The sequence below is a fragment of the Streptomyces sp. S.PB5 genome (assembly GCF_030403745.1).
GTDB lineage: Bacteria > Actinomycetota > Actinomycetes > Streptomycetales > Streptomycetaceae > Streptomyces.
In genome coordinates, this window is record NZ_JAQMWP010000012.1 from 235,458 (window position 1) to 253,529 (window position 18,072).

Consider the following 18,072-nt stretch of genomic DNA (forward strand, 5'->3'; position numbering starts at 1 on the left):
GGAGGACACCGTCCGGTGGACGAGGAACAGATGCATCAGGTGGAGACCGTACGGCCGGGAGCCGAGGTCTCCACGGCCGCAGTGGCGGCAGGGCGGGCCACCAGGCCGGCGTGGGTGGAGTGGCTGACGACCACCGACCACAAGAAGATCGGGACGATGTACCTGGTCTCCGCGTTCGCCTTCTTCGTCGTCGGCGGCGTGCTGGCATTGATGATGCGCGCCGAACTCGCCCGCCCCGGACTGCAGATCATGTCCGGCGAGCAGTTCAACCAGGCGTTCACCATGCACGGCTCGATCATGCTGCTGATGTTCGCGATGCCGCTGTTCACCGGGTTCGCCAACTGGATCATGCCGCTGCAGATCGGCGCGCCGGACGTGGCCTTCCCCCGGTTGAACATGCTGGCCTACTGGCTGTTCCTCTTCGGCTCGTCGATCGCCGCGTTCGGTTTCCTCACCCCGGGCGGAGCCGCCGACTTCGGCTGGTTCCTGTACGCGCCGCTGTCGGACGCCGTGCACTCGCCGGGGCTCGGCGCCGATCTGTGGATCATGGGGGTGGCGCTGTCCGGCTTCGGCTCGATCCTCGGCGCGGTCAACTTCATCACCACGATCATCTGTATGCGCGCCCCTGGCATGACCATGTTCCGGATGCCGATCTTCACCTGGAACGTGCTGCTGACCGCGCTCCTGGTCCTGATCGTCTTCCCGGTCTTGGCCGCGGCGCTGTTCGCGCTGGAGTGCGACCGCAAGTTCGGCAGCCACGTCTTCGACGCGGCCAACGGCGGGGCGCTGCTGTGGCAGCACCTGTTCTGGTTCTTCGGGCACCCCGAGGTGTACATCCTGGCGCTGCCGTTCTTCGGGATCGTCTCCGAGGTGATCCCGGTCTTCGCCCGCAAACCGATGTTCGGCTACATGGGCCTGATCGGCGCCACGATCGCCATCGCGGGTCTGTCAGTGACGGTGTGGGCGCACCACATGTACGTCACCGGCGGTGTGCTGCTGCCCTTCTTCTCCTTCATGACGTTCCTGATCGCGGTGCCGACCGGCGTGAAGTTCTTCAACTGGATCGGCACGATGTGGAAGGGCTCCCTGTCCTTCGAGACGCCGATGCTGTGGACCACGGGCTTCCTGATCACCTTCCTGTTCGGCGGCCTGACCGGCGTGATCCTGGCGTCACCGCCGATGGACTTCCACCTCTCCGACTCGTACTTCGTCGTCGCGCACTTCCACTACACGGTGTTCGGCACGGTCGTGTACGCGATGTTCGCCGGATTCCACTTCTGGTGGCCCAAGTTCACCGGCAGGATACTCGACGAACGCCTCGGGAAGATCACCTTCTGGACGCTCACGGCCGGCTTCCACCTCACCTTCCTCGTCCAGCACTGGCTGGGCGCCGAGGGCATGCCGCGCCGCTACGCCGACTACCTGGCCGCCGACGGCTTCACGGTCCTCAACTCCCTGTCCACGATCGGGGCGTTCCTGCTGGGGCTGTCGGTCCTGCCGTTCCTCTACAACGTCTGGAAGACCGCCAAGTACGGCAAGAAGGTCGAGGTCGACGACCCGTGGGGGTACGGCCGCTCGCTGGAGTGGGCCACCTCCTGCCCGCCGCCGCGTCACAACTTCCGTGCCCTGCCCCGGATCCGGTCCGAGTCCCCGGCGTTCGACCTGCACCACCCCGAGATCGCCGAACTCGATCAGGTGGGCTGAGCCGTGGCCCGCGTACTGGGGCTGGGCCTTGCGTTGGTGACCCTCCCCGGCTGCGTCTGGTACCTGCCCGCCCTCGCCGACCTGCGGGCGGGCGACGACCGCCCCGCGTTCCGTCGCACGGCGGCCATGGCGTGTCTGACGGGCTGGAGCACGGCAGGGACCGTGGCGCTGCTGTTGCCGGTGGGCGTGATGTGGCCGGTGCCGTGCGTGGTGGCCGTGGCAGGCGCCGCCGGCACCGCCGTGCTGCGCATGCACGCCGGAGCGCAACACCGGGTCGAGGCGCGGGAGGCCGCCCGCCACTGGGCGACGCCGGAACCCACTCCGCCGCGGCACGGCCGGTCGCAGGGCCGCACAGAGCAGTCGTGTCGCTCCTTCGGTGACGGGTCAGGGGAGCGAGCGTGTCGGAGGAGAGCGACGACCGCGTCAACGTGATGTTCGGGGCGTGTCAGGGCTGCCGGGTGAGCCGGGATCGGGGTGGGGCGGCAGTCGTACGGTGAAGCGGGCGCCGCCTTCGGGTGCGCGGCGGTGGGCGGTGATGACGGCGCCGAGCCGGCCGGCCAGCCGGTGGGCGATCGCGAGCCCGAGGCCGCTGCCGACGGGACGGACGCCCCGGTAGCGTTCGGTGAGGGTGCCGCGTTCGAAGGCGACGGCGATGTCGTCGTCGGTGAGGCCGGGGCCGCCGTCGCGGACCTCCAGGACGGCGCCGGGACCTTCCGCGCGCAGGGCCAGGACGAGGGGCTTTCCGGCGGGTGTGACGCGCAGGGCGTTCTCGGCGAGGCCGTCGATGAGCTGTCGTACCCGGAAGCCGTCGGTGGTGATCGTCAGGGGGACTCCCGGGCGTTCGAGGCGGAAGTCGACCTCGTGGCGGGCGCACCGGGCCGCCCAGGACTCGGCGGCCTCCGCCAGCAGGGCGTCGAGGTCGGTTTCACTTGTGTCGAGGCGGAAGTCGTCGGCTTCGAGGCGGGCCAGGGCGAGCAGGTCGCCGACGAAGCGCTCCAGCCGCCCGATCTCGCTGCGCAGGATGCGTCCGGCCTCGGGCACCTCGTCGCCGGTGATCACCTCGTCGGCGAGGGCCTCGGCGTAGCCCCGTGCCGTGGTCAGCGGGGTGCGGATCTCATGGGAGACGGAGAGCAGGAAGTCCCGCTGCCGGCCCTCGCTGTGGGCGAGCGCCGCGTCCAGGGTGTTCAACGCCCCGGCCAGCTCGGCCACTTCGGTGGGCCCCTCGGCGGGCACCGTCAGCCCGCGCTCGCCCTCGGACAGCCGGTGTGCGGTACGGGCGGCGGAGACGAGCGGCCGGGTCAGGCGCCGGGCGAGCAGCGCGCCGGCGAGGGCGGCACCGACAAGACCCAGGACCAGGGGCAGGACAAGGCTGCCGCGCATGCGGCCGGTGGCCTGGTCGACGGCGTCCATCGGCTGGGTGAGCACCAGCCCGCCCCCGGCAGGGGTGGGGATGCCCTCCACCAGCACCGTCCGGCCGTCGAGGCGTGCGGTGCCGGACACCTCGTGCCCGGCGAGCAGGGCCCGGCGATCGGCGTCGTCGACGACTGCCGCCGCCGGTCCCGCGACCTCACCGGAGGGACGGACCATGGCGAGCCGGATCTCGTCGGGACCGGCGATGCGCTGCTGCCGGTCCAGCATCCACGAGGCCAGGGGCGGAGTGCGGGCCAGGACCTGCGCCTGTCGGGAGAGCTGGTCGCGTTCCTGCGCCTCGGCGTTGCTGCGGATGACCCGCCAGGCGAACAAGCCGGTCAGGACGACGGCGACCGCGGCCACCGTGGTGGTGAGCAGGACGAGGCTTCCCCTCAGGGAGCCGCGGCGGGCAGCGATCGTCATCGGGCGGTATCGGCGTCGGTGACGCTGTAGCCGACACCGCGGACGGTGCGGATCGGGCTGGCGTCACCGAGTTTGGCGCGCAGCTGGGAGACGTAGACGTCCATGACGCGGGTGTCGCGGTAGCCGGCGTAGCCCCACACCTGCGCGAGCAGCTGCTCGCGCGTGAATACCTGTTCGGGGTGGTGCATGAGGAAGGCGAGCAGGTTGAACTCGGTGGTGGTCAGCTCCACCGGCTCCTCGTCCACCCTCAGGGTGCGGCGCCCGCTGTCGAGGGTGAGCCGTCCGATCCGGCGCACCGGATCCGTTCCCGGGCCTGCTGCCCGGCGCAACAGGCTCTTGACGCGGGCGACGAGTTCCTGCGGGGAGAACGGCTTGGTCAGGTAGTCGTCGCCGCCCAGTTCCAGCCCGAGGATCCGGTCGGTGACCTCGTCCCGGGCGGTGACGAACAGCACGGGCGTCCAGTCCCCTTCCGTGCGCAGCCGCCGGCACAGCTCCATGCCGTCCATGCCGGGCAGGGCGATGTCCAGCACGATCGCCACCGGGCGCAGCCGGCGCGCGGCGGCCAGCGCGGCGCCACCGTCGGTCTCGACATGGACGCCGAAGCCCTCCCGGCTCAGATAGCGCCGCTGGAGGTCGGCGATGTTCCGCTCGTCCTCGACGACCAGGACGAGTCCTTTGCTCTCCGGCATCCGCTCCTCACCTCCCGATCCGGCTCTCGATGCTAGCCAAGCCAGACCCTCTCGATCGTTCGCGCGAGGCGTCCTTACACACCCCGAACATGCGCCGAATCTCCTCCTCGGATCCCTTCGACACGCTGGGCCGCAGATCGAGCAAGGGGAGGATCTCGTGAACCGCTTGACCACCGCGCCGACCCGTCGTACCCGAAGGACGCTGTCGGCCGTCGCCATCGCCGCCGTTGCCGTGGCCGGACCGGCCTGGGCTGCATCGTCCGGAAACACCGCAGCCGCCACGACCGGCACGCCCGCGGCGGCGCTCGTCGTGACCGCCGCCGACACCGGCGGCGCACCGCGCACGCTGCCCGCCTGGGTTCCGCCCCGCCTGCGCGCCGACCTGCGGCAGCTGCGGGGCATGGACCCGCAGCAGCGTCAGCAGAGGGCGACACAGATCTGGCAGGACGCGCTGGACGGCGACTACGGCGTCCGGGTACAGCTGCGGGCCGAGCGGGCACAGCAGCGCTACCGGCTGCTGCCGGAGCAACTGCGCGAGGATCTGGGGGAGTTGCGCGGACTGGGCGGAGACGAGCTGCGCGAGCACATCGCGGCCATCCGCGACAAGGCCCTGGACGGTGATTACGGCGACCAGGTACGGCAGTGGGCCGAGCGCCGCAGCGACGTCTGGCCCTGGGGCTGAACGGTGGCATCCCTGAAGGCCGCCCCACCGCCGGCCGTGTTCGTGCTCGCCCTCGTGCCGGTGGCCGTGGTGTCGCTGGTGGGTGCCGCTCCAGCCGGCACGGATCCGCTGTGCCCCGGGCAGTACGGGCTGGAGCTGAGCGGCGTGGCCGCCGCTGCCGGGTCCGGGGCCCGCGCCGACGCAGTGGTCGTCGCGGTGCTGGACACCGGTGTCGACCTGGACCATCCCGACCTCGCCGGCGCCCTGGTCGCGGGCCTGATCGCCGCCCGGGCCGGCATCGGCATCGTCGGCGGCGCCCCTGGCGCGAGGATCATGCCTGTCAGGGTGCTCGGCGCCGGAGGCACCGGTGATCCCGACGTGATCGCCGACGCCGTGCGCTGGGCCCTCGGCCACGGCGCCGACGTCATCAACCTCTTCCTGGACCACACCGGCCCCGCAGACCGGCTGCGCAAGGACGGCCCCCTGTCCCGCGCCCTGCGCGAGGTCACGGGCCGGGCGGTGGTCGTGACGGCGGCCGGGAACGAGGACCGGGCCGAGCGCATCTGCCGGGCCGGCGTCCGCGCCCTCGTCGTCCAGACCGTCGGCCCCGACGGACAGCCGGCCGCGTTCTCCGACGTCGGCGACCCCCGCTCGGTCGCGGTCCCGGGCGTGGACATCCTCTCCACCGTCCCGCACGGCTACGTCCGCATGTCCGGTACGTCGATGGCGGCGCCCCATGTGGCGGCCCTGGCGGCGCTGCTGCTCGGCCGCGGAGCCGATGCGGCCACCGTCCGTGAGGTGATCGCCGGCACCCCCGCCCGGCGGGTGACCCATGCCTCGGCGCGGGCCTCATCGACGCGCAGGCGGCCCTGGCGGCGCTCGGATCGCCGGCGCCTTCCGACAGCACACCGACCCCACCCGTGCCGAGCGCCGGAACGCAAGCACCCGGCTCAGCAGGAACGGACCCGGCAGGTTCTGGAAGCGCCGGTCCGGCCGGTCCGGCGGGCGGCGAGCGTCCGGCCGGTGCGGGAGAACCGGAGCCGGTCGGTTCGGGAGGCGCAGCCCTCCTGGGGCTGCGCCTCGTCACCGCCGCCGGCCTGCTCACGGCCGTAGCCGTGCTGCTGCGCCGCACCCGCAGACGTCCCCGTCCCCATCCGCAGTCCGTCCTCGCCGACACCCGTGAGCCTCTCCCACGCCCCCATCCGGGCCCAAGCAGAAGCGACACCATGACAACGACGCACCCGACTGTTACGACCTCCCCACCGCGCCCTCCTGTCGGCCGCTTGCACCGGCTCGGCCGCTGGTGTGCCCGCCGGGCCTGGTGGGTGCTGGGCACCTGGCTGCTGGTGGCGGTGGCCGCCATCGGTGCCGACCGGGCCTGGGGCGGCACCTTTGACGACGACTTCTCCCTGCCCGGCACCTCCGTGCAGACCGGCGCCGACCTGCTGGATGCGCACGGTTCCCGGGAGGTGCGTGGCACGGCCTCCCAGATCGTTTTGCACACGGACAGCGGAACGCTCGACGCACACCGGGACGCGGTCGGCGACACGGTCGCGCACCTGCGGGAGCTGCCCGAGGTGCTCTCGGTGGCCGACCCGCTGACCACCCCTGGCGCGGTCTCGGCCGACGGCGCCACCGCCATCGTCACCGTCCGTTTCACGGAGAGCCCGGCCAAGTTCGAGAAGTCTTACCTCGACGCAGTCGACGACGCCGTCCGGCCGCTGCGCACGGGCCATGTCCAGGTCGAATACGGGGGCCCGCTGGGTCAGTTGGCGCGTCCCGAGGCCGCCGACCGGCTGTCCGAGGGCATCGGTCTGGTCACCGCCGTGGTCGTGCTGCTGGTCGGATTCGGGAGCATCGCGGCAGCCGTACTGCCGCTGCTGACCGCCGTCGTCGCCCTGCTCACCGGTATCTCCTTGCTGGGCCTGCTGGCCGCTGCCGTCTCCTTCGGCAACGCCGCGCCCACCCTGGCGACGATGATGGGGCTGGGCGTCGGCATCGACTACACGCTCTTCCTGGTCACCCGGCACCGCAGGCTGCTGCGGGACATCGGTGACGGCGCCGACCCGGCCGAGGCAGCGGGCCGGGCGGTGGCCACCAGCGGACGTGCGGTGATCGTCGCCGCGGCTACCGTGGCCCTCGCACTCGGTGGCCTGTACGCGTCGGGTGTCGGCTTCATCGGCAGCCTCGGTGCGGCCGCCGGTCTCACCGTGGTGGTCGCCGCCGTCGCCGCCCTCACCCTGGCCCCCGCCCTGCTGGGCATCGCCGGGCGCCGCATCGACCGCTGGCGGGTGCGTACCCCGGTGGACGAGCCGACCGGGACCGCCGACACCTGGCACCGCTGGGCCGGCACCGTCGGCCGTCGCCCCTGGCTCTTCCTGGCCGTCGGCATCGTCATGCTGGGCGTCCTGAGCATCCCCACCGCCTCGATGCGGCTCGGCCACATCGACCACGGCGCCGACCCCACCGACTACACCGACCGCCGCGCCTACGACCTGATCTCCGACGGCTTCGGCCCCGGCACCAACGGCCAGTTCACCGTCGTCGCCGACGTCGGCGGACAGCGGAACGACATCGAGGAACTCACCGCCTCGCTGCACGACGCGCTGGCGGCGACCCCCGGCGTCGCCCACGCGTCCACCCCCATCGCGACCGACGACCAGGCCCTGCTCGTCGCCACCGTCACTCCCGACACCGGCCCCGAGGAGCAGGCCACCTCCGATCTCCTGCACCGACTGGAGGACGACACGCTGCCCGACGCCCTGGCAGGCACGGGCGCCCACGGCCATGTCACCGGCGTCACGGCCGCCCAGCTCACCTTCCGCGACGTCGTGGCGGACCGGCTACCGGTCATCATCGCGGTCGTGGTCGCAGCGGCCTTCCTCCTGCTGCTGACCGTCTTCCGCAGCCTCCTCGTCGCGCTCAAGGCCGCCCTGCTCAACCTGCTGTCCATCGGTGCCGCCTACGGAGTCGTCGTCGCGGTCTTCCAATGGGGCTGGGGCGGCTCGCTGCTCGGCGTCGACGAACCCGTACCCGTCGAGTCGTACGTCCCGATGATGATGTTCGCCATCGTCTTCGGCCTGTCCATGGACTACGAGGTCTTCCTCCTCTCCCGCATCCGCGAGTCCTGGCTGCACACGAAGGACAACCACCTCAGCGTCGCCACCGGCCTGGCCGGCACCGCCCGCGTCATCACCTGCGCCGCCCTGATCATGACCAGCGTCTTCCTGGCCTTCCTGCTCTCCACCAATGTGGTGATCAAGATGCTGGCCCTCGGACTGGGCGTCAGCGTCGTCATCGACGCCACCGTCGTCCGGCTCGTCCTGGTGCCCGCCACCATGTACCTGCTGGGCCGGGGCAACTGGTGGCTGCCGCCCTGGCTGGACCGCCTGCTGCCCCGCCTGGACCCGGAAGGACCGGCGCCTACCGCACCCGATGCGCAGGACACTTCCGGCCGTGGACGTCCGGAATCCGCAGAGGCCCCGGCCGCAACGGGGGAGCAGCGGTGAAACGGTACGTGTTCGACATGTTCCGGCGATATCGCATCGCGTCGATCACCGCCGTCGTCCTCGTCGCCCTGCTGCTGATCGTCACCGCCGCCGAACTCACCGCCCGCGGCCTGCTGGAGGGCCGCCTCGCCGCCACGGTCGACCGGAAACTCGGTCAGGGCAGCGAGGTCGACATCGACGGCGGGCCGGCCCTCCTCGACCTGTTCGAACGCCATCTGGACGCCGTCACCGTCAGCAGCGACCACGCCACCGTCGGTCGTGTCCCCGACGTGTCCGTCCACGCCCGCCTGGACGACATACGCCTGACCGGCGACCGCTCGGGCACCGTGGCCCGTACCCATGCCGAGGTCGAGGTGCCCGCCGCCTCCCTGCAGAGCCTGGCGACCGCGCCCAACGGACGGCTTCCGGTCTCCGGTGTCCGTCTCGACGCCCAGGCCGACACCCTCACCCTCGTCCTCGGCCAGGGCGGCCTCGGAGAGGCAACCCTCAAGCCCGAACTGCGCAACGGACACCTGAGCCTGCGCCTCGAAGACGCCGAGATCCTCGGCAAGCCGGCACCCGCCGCGCTCGTCGACCGGATCCAGAAGAACCTGGCCGACCGGACGGACACCGCCTACCCCCTGGGCCTTGAGGCCACCTCGGTCGACGTCACCGAGACCGGGCTCGATGTCACCCTCGCGGGAGGGCCGAGCCGGTTCCCGTCGCGAAACGGCGTCTGAGCGGGGCGCACACGAGAGCGGCGTGCCGGTCGCACGACCGGCACGCCGCTGCCGTCGCCGACTTGGCCAACGCCCATGCCCGCCCGGGCATCTCGCAGACGTGGGGCGAGGCCACCGCCGCCGCGGCGGCACCCACATGGACACCTGCCTCGACAAGCTGCTCGCCGAGACATCCGTGCGGTACAGCAAGCCGGTCGGCAGCGCCGAATCGTCGTGGCTTGTCGATGTAACGACAAAACTGACCCTCGCCGATAGGCTCGGCAAATCTGTCACTGACAAGCCCATGGGGGGTCTCGTGACGCAACGTCAGCTCGCAGGATCATTCAGAGGGTTACGCCGTATCGCGGTCCTCACCGTACTTGCCCTGACCGTCCCAGCGACGGCCACCACCGCCGAGGCACGCAGCGGCGCAGAGGCCGCCCCGGGCAATCCCGTCACCGCCTGGAACATCCACGCCCAGAGCGCCATCTACGACACCGCCAAGCAGTCGCCGACCGCCGGCACCCGCAGCTTCGCCATCGTGCAGGGCGCCGTGTACGACGCGGTCAACGCCGTCGCCGGCCGCCCGTACGACCCCCTGGTCAGCGCGCCCCGAAGCCGTCCCGGGGACTCCACCGCCGCGGCGGTGGCCGCGGCCGCCCACGACACGCTGCTGTGGCTCTTCCCCGGGCAGGCCGAGTCGCTGAACGCCCGGTACGACGAGGCGCTGGCCGCGATCCCCGACGGCCGCGCCGAGGACGGCGGGGTAGCCGTCGGCAGGGCCGCCGCCGCGGCGATGACCGAGAGCCGCCGTGACGACGGCTTCGACCCCACCGCGCCGTGGACCGTCGGCACCGAGCCGGGCGAATACCGGCCCACCCCGCCCGGCTACGTCAACGCCGGCGCCTGGGTGCCGAACCTGAAGCCGTTCGTCGTCCCCGACGCCGGCACCTACCGGGTCAAGCCCCCGCCGGCCCTGACCAGCGCCGCCTGGGCCCGCGCCCTGAACGAGGTCAAGAGCCTCGGCGCGGCCACCAGCACCGTCCGCACCCAGAACCAGACGGAGGCGGCGATCTGGTGGGACGACCCCCAGATGGTCGAATGGTCGATCACCCGGCAACTCGCCGGCGCGCACCACCTCAGCAGCCTCCGGACGGCCCGGCTGCTCGCCATGGTGTACGTGGCCTCCGCCGACACCCTGATCGCCTGCTACAAGGCCAAGGTGCACTGGAGTTTCTGGCGCCCGGTGACGGCCATCGCGCTCGCCGACACCGACGGCAACGCGGCCACCGATCCCGACCCGGACTGGACACCGCTGCGGGTCACCGCCCCGTCGCCGGAGTACCCGTCGGGCCACGCCTGCTTCACCACGGCGGTCATGACGGCCCTGGGGACCTTCTTCGGCCGTGACCACCTCACGTTCGCCGCGTACAGCCCCGCCTCCGGAACAACCCGCCACTACGACAGCCTTCAGGCGGCGACAGCCGAACTCCTGGAGGCGCGGATCTGGGCCGGCGTGCATTACCGCTTCGCCTCCGAACACGGGTACCGGCTCGGGCTGGCGGTCACCCATGACGTCCTGAACCGCGCCTTCCAGCGACGCTGACGCGGCCGTCCCTTCGAGACCGGTCAGGACCAGCGATGGCCGGTTCCGCGAAGTGCGGCGTCGCGGGGGAGGGGTTGTGGTGATCGCCTGACGCTGGGCGTGGTCAGGGCCCCCTCCGTGTTCGGGATCGGTCGGACGTCGTCTCCCTCGAACAGGGCTGTAGCCGAGTTCGTCGGGCCGAAGTCGGTGCCCACCACGGACCCGTGGCCAGGGCTCGGGGCAGGCGGGCACTGTCTGGCGGCCGGGCGGCCTGGGCGAGCTGTGGGTGTCTCGCCCAGGCCGCGTGTGTGCCACAACTTCCTGGCCCTGCCTGCCACGTGGCGATCCGTATCGCCGATCAGGATCAGGAGTGAAGCGCGGGCGGCGCCCCGGGTCGACCCGGAGACCGTGAAGGGCGGTGGAACGGGAGGGGACGGTGAGAGCGGAGACGGCCGACGGATGACGGCTCCGCGCCGGTCCCGCCGGCGTCCTGGCCCTCGTACCGGCCGACCGCCGCCGGGAACCACCGCCCGAGTCGCCTCTGCCTGATTCCGGGCCTACAAGCGGACCGTATGGCGCACCGGGAAGACGGCGAAGCCCGTGCGGTGCGCCAGCGTCCCCCACAGCCCCCGCGGCAGGTACAGCGAGACCACGATGGCCGCCGCGCCGACCACGATCAGGTACCAGACGCCGCTCTGCGCGAAGTACTTGTCGAGGAGGAAGTACGCGATCGCGCCGATGACCGGGCCCTCGATCGTGCCGATGCCGCCGATGATCACCATGAAGACCATCAGGGCCGAGTACTGCACCCCGAAGATCTGCGTCGGAGACGCCACCCCGAGGCTGTTGACGCAGATCACCGCACCGGCGGCGGCACATCCGGCGGCCGCGGTGACATAGATGATCCGCTTGCCCCGCGTGACGTTCACACCGAGGGAACCGGCGGCGGTGTCGTCGTCCCGGATGGCCTGGAGGCTCAGGCCGAGTCGGCTGCGCAGGACGGCGTAGGTGCCGAGCACGGCCGCGGCCATGACGGCGAGCGCCAGCCAGTAGGTGAAGGCGCGCCGCAGCACCGGATCGGCGGTGACGTCCGAGAGGGTGCGTCCGCTCGCCGCTCCCAGGGAGTCGAAGCGGACCACGATCAGGCGGACGACCTCGGCGATCACCCAGGTGCCGACGGCGAAGTAGCCGCCGCGCAGCCGGAAGGCGAGGTACGACACCGGCCAGGCGAGCAGCGCCACCACGGCGGAGACGACAAGCGTGCCCGCGTAGACGTTCACGCCGTGGTCGTTGACGACGAACAGCAGGTAGGCGCCCAGGCCGATGAACGCCTGCTGACCCATCGACATCATGCCGGCGTACCCCGCGAGCAGGTTCCACATGGAGGCGAGGGCCACCAGATAGCAGAGCTTGACCAGTTGGGCCGTGACGCCCGATTCGACGAGGTAGGGGAGGGCCGCCATCGTCAGGAGGACGACGGCTGTTCCTGCCAGGCCGAGGGCGGTGGCGCGGCCACCCCGGTGGACGGCCGGCAGCGCGGTCGTCGTCTCGGCGGTGGGGGCTGTCTGGACGGTCATGCGGGAACGCTCCTGCCGAACAGGCCCTGCGGGCGGAGCACCAGGACCAGGAGGAAGACCACGTGCCCCGCGAGCAGGGGGAGGTCCGGGGAGATCTGGGCGCCGACGGACTGGGCCACACCGAGCACCACACCGCCGGCGAGCGTGCCCCACAGCGAGCCGAGACCGCCGATGATGACCGTCTCGAAGGCGAACAGGACGGTGAGCTGACCCTCGAAGGGGGTGACTCCGCCCTGCCGCATCGTGTACAGGACACCGGCCAGGGCCACCGTCGCGAAGGCGATGACCGAGGTCAGGGCGTACACGCGGCGGTTGTCGACGCCCATCAGACGGACCACCGCGCGGTCGTCGGACGTGGCCCGGACGATACGGCCGGGCTGGGTGCGGTACAGGAAGAGGTGGAGGGAGGAGAGGACCGCGACCGCCGCCGCGACCGTGATCAGGGGGAACCAGCCGATGGCCAGGCCGCCGCCGAGGTCGATGCTCGCGGTGCCGAGCGAGCCGATGGGCAGGGGCTGCGCGTCGCTGCTGAACACCTGGACCAGGACGTTCGGGATGATGACCGAGATGCCGAACGTGACCAGCATCGGGGCGAGTTCGCCGAGGCCCATCGCCCGGTCCAGCATGGAGCGTTGGACCAGGTAGCCGAGTGCGCCCACCGCGACCATCGACACGACGACGGTGACGGGGACCGGGACGCCGTAGTGCGCCGCGGTCACCGAGGCCACGTATCCGCCGAGGATCATCAGGTCCCCGTGGGCGAGGTTGGCGATCCGCATCACGCCGAAGACGAGGGACAGACCCGCGGCGGCCATGGCGAAGATGCCGCCGAGCAGGACGCCCTGCAGGATTGCGTTGAGCCAGGTCATGGGGTCTTCACCTCCGGGAAGGCACCGGTGCCGAAGTACGCGGCGGTCACCTGGTCGCGGGTGAGTCCGGCCGCCGTGCCGGTCAGCACGATCCGGCCCTCCAGGACACACGCGATGCGGTCCGCCACGGCGAACGTGCGGTTCAGGTCCTGTTCGACCAGGATCACGGTCGCGCCCTCGGCACGGATGTCGGGCAGCGCCGTGTAGAGCTGGTCCACGACGAGCGGGGCCAGGCCCAGGGAGACCTCGTCGAGGAGCAACAGCCGCGGATTGCCCATCAGAGCGCGGCCGATGGCGACGGCCTGCTGCTCACCGCCGGAGAGCCGGGCCGCCTTGCGGGTACGCCGGTCGGCGACGAGCGGCATCGCCTCGTACACCTTGGCCAGGTTCCAGGGCCCCTTGCGCCCGGTGGCGGCGCCCACCTGGAGGTTCTCCTCGACGGTGAGCGACGGGAAGAGCCGGCGGCCCTCCGGGACCAGGCAGACGCCCTTGCGGGCCCGGCGGATGTCCGGCTCGGCGGTGACGTCCTCACCGGCCAGGCCGATGGTGCCGCGGAAGGGCTTCAGGGCTCCCGCGATGGTTTTCAACAGGGTGGATTTTCCCGCGCCGTTGGCGCCGACGAGGGCGAGCAGCTCACCCTCGGCCACCTCGAGGTCGATGCCGAACAAGGCCTGGAAGTCGCCGTATCCGGCATCGACGGAATCGACTCGCAGAAGCGCGCTCATGCCGCCGTACCTCCCAGGTAGACCTCCGCGACCTCGTCGCTGGCCAGTACCTCGTGCGGGTCGCCGTCGACGCGGATCCGGCCGTAGGCGAGGCAGACCAGCCGGTCGACGACCTGGACCAGTGCCTTGACGACGTGCTCGATCCACAGGATCGTCACGCCGGACTCCTTCAAGGTCAGCACGGTGGCGACGAGTTCCTCCGCCTCGGCTTCGGTGAGGCCGCCCGCGATCTCGTCGAGGAGGAGCAGCTCGGGGCCGGTGGCCAGCGCCCGTGCCAGCTCCAGCCGTTTGCGGCCGAGGAGCGGCAGGGAGCCGGCGGGCTTGTTGGCGAGGTGGAGCAGCCCGGCGGTCTCCAGCGCGCGCAGGGCCTGCTCGCGGGCGGGGCCGCCCCGCAACCGGGCTCCGCGCTCGGCGCCGACCAGGGCGTTCTCGAACACGGTCAGGTCGCCGAAGGGGCGCGGTATCTGGAAGGAGCGGCCGACGCCGAGCCGACATCGCTGCGCCGCGGAGGTGCGGGTGACATCGCGGCCCGCGAGCCGCACGCAGCCGGCACTCGCGCGCTCGACGCCCGAGATCGCGCTGAGCAGTGTGGACTTGCCTGCGCCGTTCGGGCCGACGATGCCGACGGCCTGCCCGCGGGGGACGGTCAGCTCGACGTCCTCCAGGACCCGCAACTCACCGAAGCGCACGGCGAGATGGTCCACTTCGAGCAGGGGAGCGGTCACAGCTGCGCCGCCTTGGCGTCGGGCTCGACCTGCGGCAGCAGGCTGTTGCTGATGACCTTCAGTTCGTACGCGTCACCGCTGCCCTTGATCCACTGGGTGCCGACCATGGGGATGGTGGCGACGTTCTTGACCGGGTTGGCCGGACCGCCGCCGGTCCAGGACAGGTGGCCGAGGACGGTGTCGAGGCTGGTCTTCGCGATCTGGGCGGCGACGGCCTCGCGGTCCTTGGGGTTCGTGTTCCGCAGGACGTGGCCTGCGACCTCGAACAGGGCGTGGTTGGGTCCGAGGCCCTGGTTCCACGTCCGGCCCTTCGCCAGCGGGGACTTCTCGTAGTCGTCGGCGAGCGCGGTGGCGGTCTGGCCGGTGATCGTGGAGGTGAACGGGAACTGCGGCACCCACCAGCTCGCCGTGCACAGCCCGTTGCCGAGGTTGTTCGGCAGGGAGGCCACCGACGACTCGAAGAGGATGGCCTTGGAGATGGTGGCGACCGTGGGCTTGAAGTTCTGCTGTGCGGCCTGCGTCCAGAACGTCGAGAAGTCGGGCGGCGAGGGCACGCCGGCGAGGATCTCGACGCCCTCCTTCTTGAACTTCGCGATGATGGAGGAGAAGTCCTTGGTGCCGGGCTCGTAGGAACCCGGGTCGACGAACGTGAAGCCCTTGGTCGAGGGCTGCGCGCGGTAACCGGTGGTCTTGTCCCGGAAGGCGTTGCCGTCGGAGTCGTTCGGCCACAGCACGCCGACCTTCTTGTTGGTGTCGTGCTGGCGCCACATGTCGCTCTCGACCCTGGCCAGGTGCTCGATGCCGTCGAAGAAGTGGAACGTGTACTTGAAGGTCTTCTTCGGCGTGCCGCCACGCCCGAAGAACCAGGCCTGCCAGGGCTCGATGGTCGAGACGCAGGGCACGCCCTCGCTCTCACACTTGGCCGCCACCGGGTGGATCGTGTCCGGCGTCGCGGTGACCAGGACCAGGTCGACCTGCTCCTGGGAGATCAGCTCGTCCGCGATGGTGGCCGCCTGCTGCGGGTCCGAGCCCGTGTCGCGGTCCAGGATCTTCACGTCGTACTTCTTGCCGTCGTAGGTGATCCCCTTGGCGAAGAAGGCACGCACCTGCTCGAGGATGTAGGCGTCGGACTCGGCGAAGGCCGCGTAGGCGCCGGTGCGCGGGCTGACGTAACCGATCTTGATGGTGTCGCCGGCCGAACTGCCCGAGCCCTTGAGGCCGGATGAACAGGCGGAGAGGATCGGGGCGGCCGCTACAGCGGAGACTCCGAGGCCTCTGAGGACGGTGCGGCGGGAGGGCTTGATCGCGGGGTGTTCCATGGCGGGCTCCGGAGGGCCTTGAGCCGCAGGTCGCGGGCTGCGGCGAGTGGAGGAAGTGGCCGCGAACGTAGGGCCGCCGTCCGTGCCTGGACAGGGCATGGATTCGATATGAGAGACGGCGCAGCCGTCGGTGACCTAACGAAACATCAGCTGTACGCAGAGCGACGTGGAGGAGACGCGGCACGTTTGTAACGGGACGTGGGGGACTCCCGTGGCCGACGCGCGCACGAGTCAGGGGCGTCGCGCGGATCCGCTCGCGCCGGTCCCTGTCCGACTCGCCATGAGCCGGCAGGGGCGTGATCACTCGCCCCAGGCAGCTCCCGGCCGAAGTCGCTACGCCGACCGCGCGGTACCGTGCGCCCCGAGAGGGGATCTGATGACCATAAGAGCTGCTGGAAGAGCATCCCGCCGATGGCTGGCCAGCCGATACCGTTGGGGCTGGCTGGTGTTCATCGCCGGCCAGCTCTACCTGGCCCGGGGCATGTGGGGCAAGGCCGCGGACGGCAACTCCACAGCGCTGGTCACTGTGGCCTTCGGGCTGATCATCGTGTGCTGGGCGGTCTGGTACAGGGTTCGATGGGCGAGGCGACAACAGGAGGCACCAGCCCCGCCGACCGGTCCTGCAAGCGCCGACTAGACCCTGGGCTCACGTACGGGATGGGGACAGGGGGCCGTAGGACGGGAGGAGGCCAGGTCACGGTCTCGCCGGGTCAAGTCGGATCCGCATACGCGATCTCGCATTGCGAAACAGTGCTGTTCACCGGTAGCGGCGAGGCCCTTATGGTCCGCCCATGCAGACCACCCTCTCCAGGCTTGCCGCCGGGACGCTCACCAGCGTCTCGCTCACCGAGGAACTTCTCGCGCGTGCGGAGCGGGCGAGCGACCTGGGAGCCTTCGTCACCCTCGACGCCGACCGCGCTCTCGTCGAGGCCGCGGCGGCCGACCGCGGCCCCGCGCGGGGCCCGCTGCACGGGCTGCCGATCGCGGTCAAGGACAACATCCACGTCGCCGGGCTCCCCAACACCGCGGGCTGCGAGGCCCTCGCCGGATGGGTTCCGGACCGGGACGCGCAGGCGATCACCCGGCTGCGTGCGGCCGGCGCGATCGTGCTGGGCAAGACCAACATGCACGAGCTGGCCCTGGGAGCCACCAGCGCGGGCGGCCCGTACGGGCCCGCCCGCAATCCTGCCGACCCCGCCCGTTTCGCGGGCGGAAGCAGCGGCGGCACCGCCACCGCTGTCGCCGCCGGTATGGCTCCGGCAGGGCTGGGCACCGACACCGGGGGCTCGGTCCGCGTCCCGACCGCGCTCACCGGCATCGCCGGTCTTCGCCCGACGACGGGCCGCTACCCGGCCGGGGGAGTGACCCCGCTGTCGTGGACGCGCGACACCATCGGCCCCATGGCCCCGACCGTCGCGGACCTGGTCCTGCTGGACACCGTCCTCGCCGCCGACCGCGGCCCGGCCGAGGCCCCCGACCCGCGCGATGTCGTGCTCGCCGTCCCCGAACACCACTTCACCGAGCCGCTGCACCCGCGTACCGCCGAGGTGTGGGAGCACTGCCTGGACGTACTGAGGACCGCCGGGGTGCGGCTCGTGCCGGTACGGCTGCCGGAGGTCGAGACGGCCGAGGAACGGGCCGGCTTCCCGATCACCCTCTACGAGACGGCCAGGCAGCTGCCCCGGTATCTGGAGAAGGCGACGGGCGGTACGGATCCCGCGAAACTCCTGGACCGGATCACCGACCCACACGTACGGGCGACGATGGCGGACGTCGTGTTCCCGCGGGCGGTCACTGAACAGGCGTACGAGGCCGCCCTCAGGATCCGTGACCGTGTCCTCGTCGACGGCTACCGGCGCATCTTCCGCACCACCGGGGCCCACGCCGCGCTCTTCCCCACCACACCCCTGCCCGCCGGACGGATCGACACCGACACCGAGCGGGTACGGCTGGACGGTGACCTGCGTCCGACCTTCCCCACGTACATCCGCAACACGGGACCCGGCAGCGTCGCCGCTCTCCCCGGCCTCACCGTGCCCGTCCGGTCGGCGAACCCGGGACTCCCGGTGGGTGTGGCGCTCGACGCGCCCTGGAACACCGACCGACGGCTCCTGGGCCTCGGCCTGCTGGTCGAAAAGCTCCTGGAAGCGGGAGCATGAAGAGAAGGAGACGATCGGA

The 18,072-nt window shown here is 71.4% G+C and carries 15 protein-coding genes; 8 read left to right on the forward strand and 7 right to left on the reverse strand.

Annotation, left to right across the window (positions count from 1 at the left end; translation table 11 throughout):
- Nucleotides 1–15 precede the first annotated feature (15 nt).
- Nucleotides 16–1,704 (forward strand): cytochrome c oxidase subunit I, encoded by a 1,689-nt coding sequence (gene ctaD / locus PH203_RS30440; RefSeq protein WP_289923926.1) that lies wholly within the window; start codon nucleotides 16–18, stop codon nucleotides 1,702–1,704.
- Between the two features lie 3 nt (nucleotides 1,705–1,707).
- A complete protein-coding gene (locus tag PH203_RS30445; RefSeq protein WP_289923928.1) occupies nucleotides 1,708–2,136 on the forward strand; it encodes a hypothetical protein in 429 nt (142 codons plus the stop codon).
- Here the strand turns inward: PH203_RS30445 and PH203_RS30450 are convergent.
- Together PH203_RS30450 and PH203_RS30455 are read right to left on the reverse strand one after the other, a co-directional pair.
- A complete protein-coding gene (locus tag PH203_RS30450; protein WP_289923929.1) occupies nucleotides 2,128–3,537 on the reverse strand; it encodes a HAMP domain-containing sensor histidine kinase in 1,410 nt (469 codons plus the stop codon). The two genes, PH203_RS30445 and PH203_RS30450, sit on opposite strands and share 9 nt — an antisense overlap.
- On the reverse strand, nucleotides 3,534–4,226 hold the full coding sequence (locus tag PH203_RS30455; RefSeq protein WP_289923930.1) for a response regulator transcription factor: 693 nt from the start codon (nucleotides 4,224–4,226) through the stop codon (nucleotides 3,534–3,536). The genes PH203_RS30450 and PH203_RS30455 overlap by 4 nt, the downstream gene beginning before the upstream one ends.
- Before the next feature lie 157 nt (nucleotides 4,227–4,383).
- Here PH203_RS30455 and PH203_RS30460 point away from each other — a divergent pair, with 157 nt between their 5' ends.
- The 5 genes from PH203_RS30460 to PH203_RS30480 all read left to right on the forward strand — a co-directional run bounded on the left by PH203_RS30460 (nucleotide 4,384) and on the right by PH203_RS30480 (nucleotide 10,700).
- Entirely contained in the window at nucleotides 4,384–4,908 is a 525-nt protein-coding gene (locus PH203_RS30460; protein ID WP_289923931.1) for a hypothetical protein, read from the forward strand.
- Between the two features lie 3 nt (nucleotides 4,909–4,911).
- The gene (locus PH203_RS30465; RefSeq protein ID WP_289923932.1) at nucleotides 4,912–6,000 is read left to right on the forward strand and encodes a S8 family serine peptidase; all 1,089 of its coding nucleotides are present in this window, start codon (nucleotides 4,912–4,914) and stop codon (nucleotides 5,998–6,000) included.
- Nucleotides 6,001–6,113: 113 nt separating this feature from the next.
- A complete protein-coding gene (locus tag PH203_RS30470; RefSeq protein WP_289923933.1) occupies nucleotides 6,114–8,396 on the forward strand; it encodes an MMPL family transporter in 2,283 nt (760 codons plus the stop codon).
- Nucleotides 8,393–9,115: a DUF2993 domain-containing protein gene (locus PH203_RS30475; protein WP_289923935.1), complete on the forward strand. Its 723-nt coding sequence runs from the start codon at nucleotides 8,393–8,395 to the stop codon at nucleotides 9,113–9,115. The genes PH203_RS30470 and PH203_RS30475 overlap by 4 nt, the downstream gene beginning before the upstream one ends.
- A 295-nt stretch (nucleotides 9,116–9,410) precedes the next feature.
- Nucleotides 9,411–10,700, forward strand: a complete 1,290-nt coding sequence (locus PH203_RS30480; RefSeq protein WP_289923937.1) for a vanadium-dependent haloperoxidase — start codon at nucleotides 9,411–9,413, stop codon at nucleotides 10,698–10,700.
- A gap of 536 nt (nucleotides 10,701–11,236) precedes the next feature.
- Here the strand turns inward: PH203_RS30480 and PH203_RS30485 are convergent.
- Genes PH203_RS30485 through PH203_RS30505 form a run of 5 tightly spaced genes read right to left on the reverse strand, consistent with a single transcriptional unit; the run spans nucleotide 11,237 to nucleotide 15,894 of the window.
- Entirely contained in the window at nucleotides 11,237–12,256 is a 1,020-nt protein-coding gene (locus PH203_RS30485; RefSeq protein ID WP_289923939.1) for a branched-chain amino acid ABC transporter permease, read from the reverse strand.
- Nucleotides 12,253–13,125, reverse strand: a complete 873-nt coding sequence (locus tag PH203_RS30490) for a branched-chain amino acid ABC transporter permease (protein WP_289923941.1) — start codon at nucleotides 13,123–13,125, stop codon at nucleotides 12,253–12,255. Before PH203_RS30490 ends, PH203_RS30485 begins: the two co-directional genes overlap by 4 nt.
- Nucleotides 13,122–13,850, reverse strand: coding sequence for an ABC transporter ATP-binding protein (locus PH203_RS30495; protein WP_289923942.1), 729 nt, complete (start codon nucleotides 13,848–13,850; stop codon nucleotides 13,122–13,124). The genes PH203_RS30490 and PH203_RS30495 overlap by 4 nt, the downstream gene beginning before the upstream one ends.
- A complete protein-coding gene (locus PH203_RS30500; RefSeq protein WP_289923943.1) occupies nucleotides 13,847–14,575 on the reverse strand; it encodes an ABC transporter ATP-binding protein in 729 nt (242 codons plus the stop codon). The genes PH203_RS30495 and PH203_RS30500 overlap by 4 nt, the downstream gene beginning before the upstream one ends.
- Nucleotides 14,572–15,894: an ABC transporter substrate-binding protein gene (locus PH203_RS30505; protein WP_289923944.1), complete on the reverse strand. Its 1,323-nt coding sequence runs from the start codon at nucleotides 15,892–15,894 to the stop codon at nucleotides 14,572–14,574. The genes PH203_RS30500 and PH203_RS30505 overlap by 4 nt, the downstream gene beginning before the upstream one ends.
- Nucleotides 15,895–16,685: 791 nt before the next feature.
- On the opposite strand from PH203_RS30505, the gene PH203_RS30510 reads away from it, so the two are divergent.
- Nucleotides 16,686–18,053 carry an amidase family protein gene (locus tag PH203_RS30510; RefSeq protein ID WP_289923945.1) on the forward strand — a complete coding sequence of 456 codons (1,368 nt, stop codon included), beginning with the start codon at nucleotides 16,686–16,688 and terminating at the stop codon, nucleotides 18,051–18,053.
- Nucleotides 18,054–18,072 lie beyond the last annotated feature (19 nt).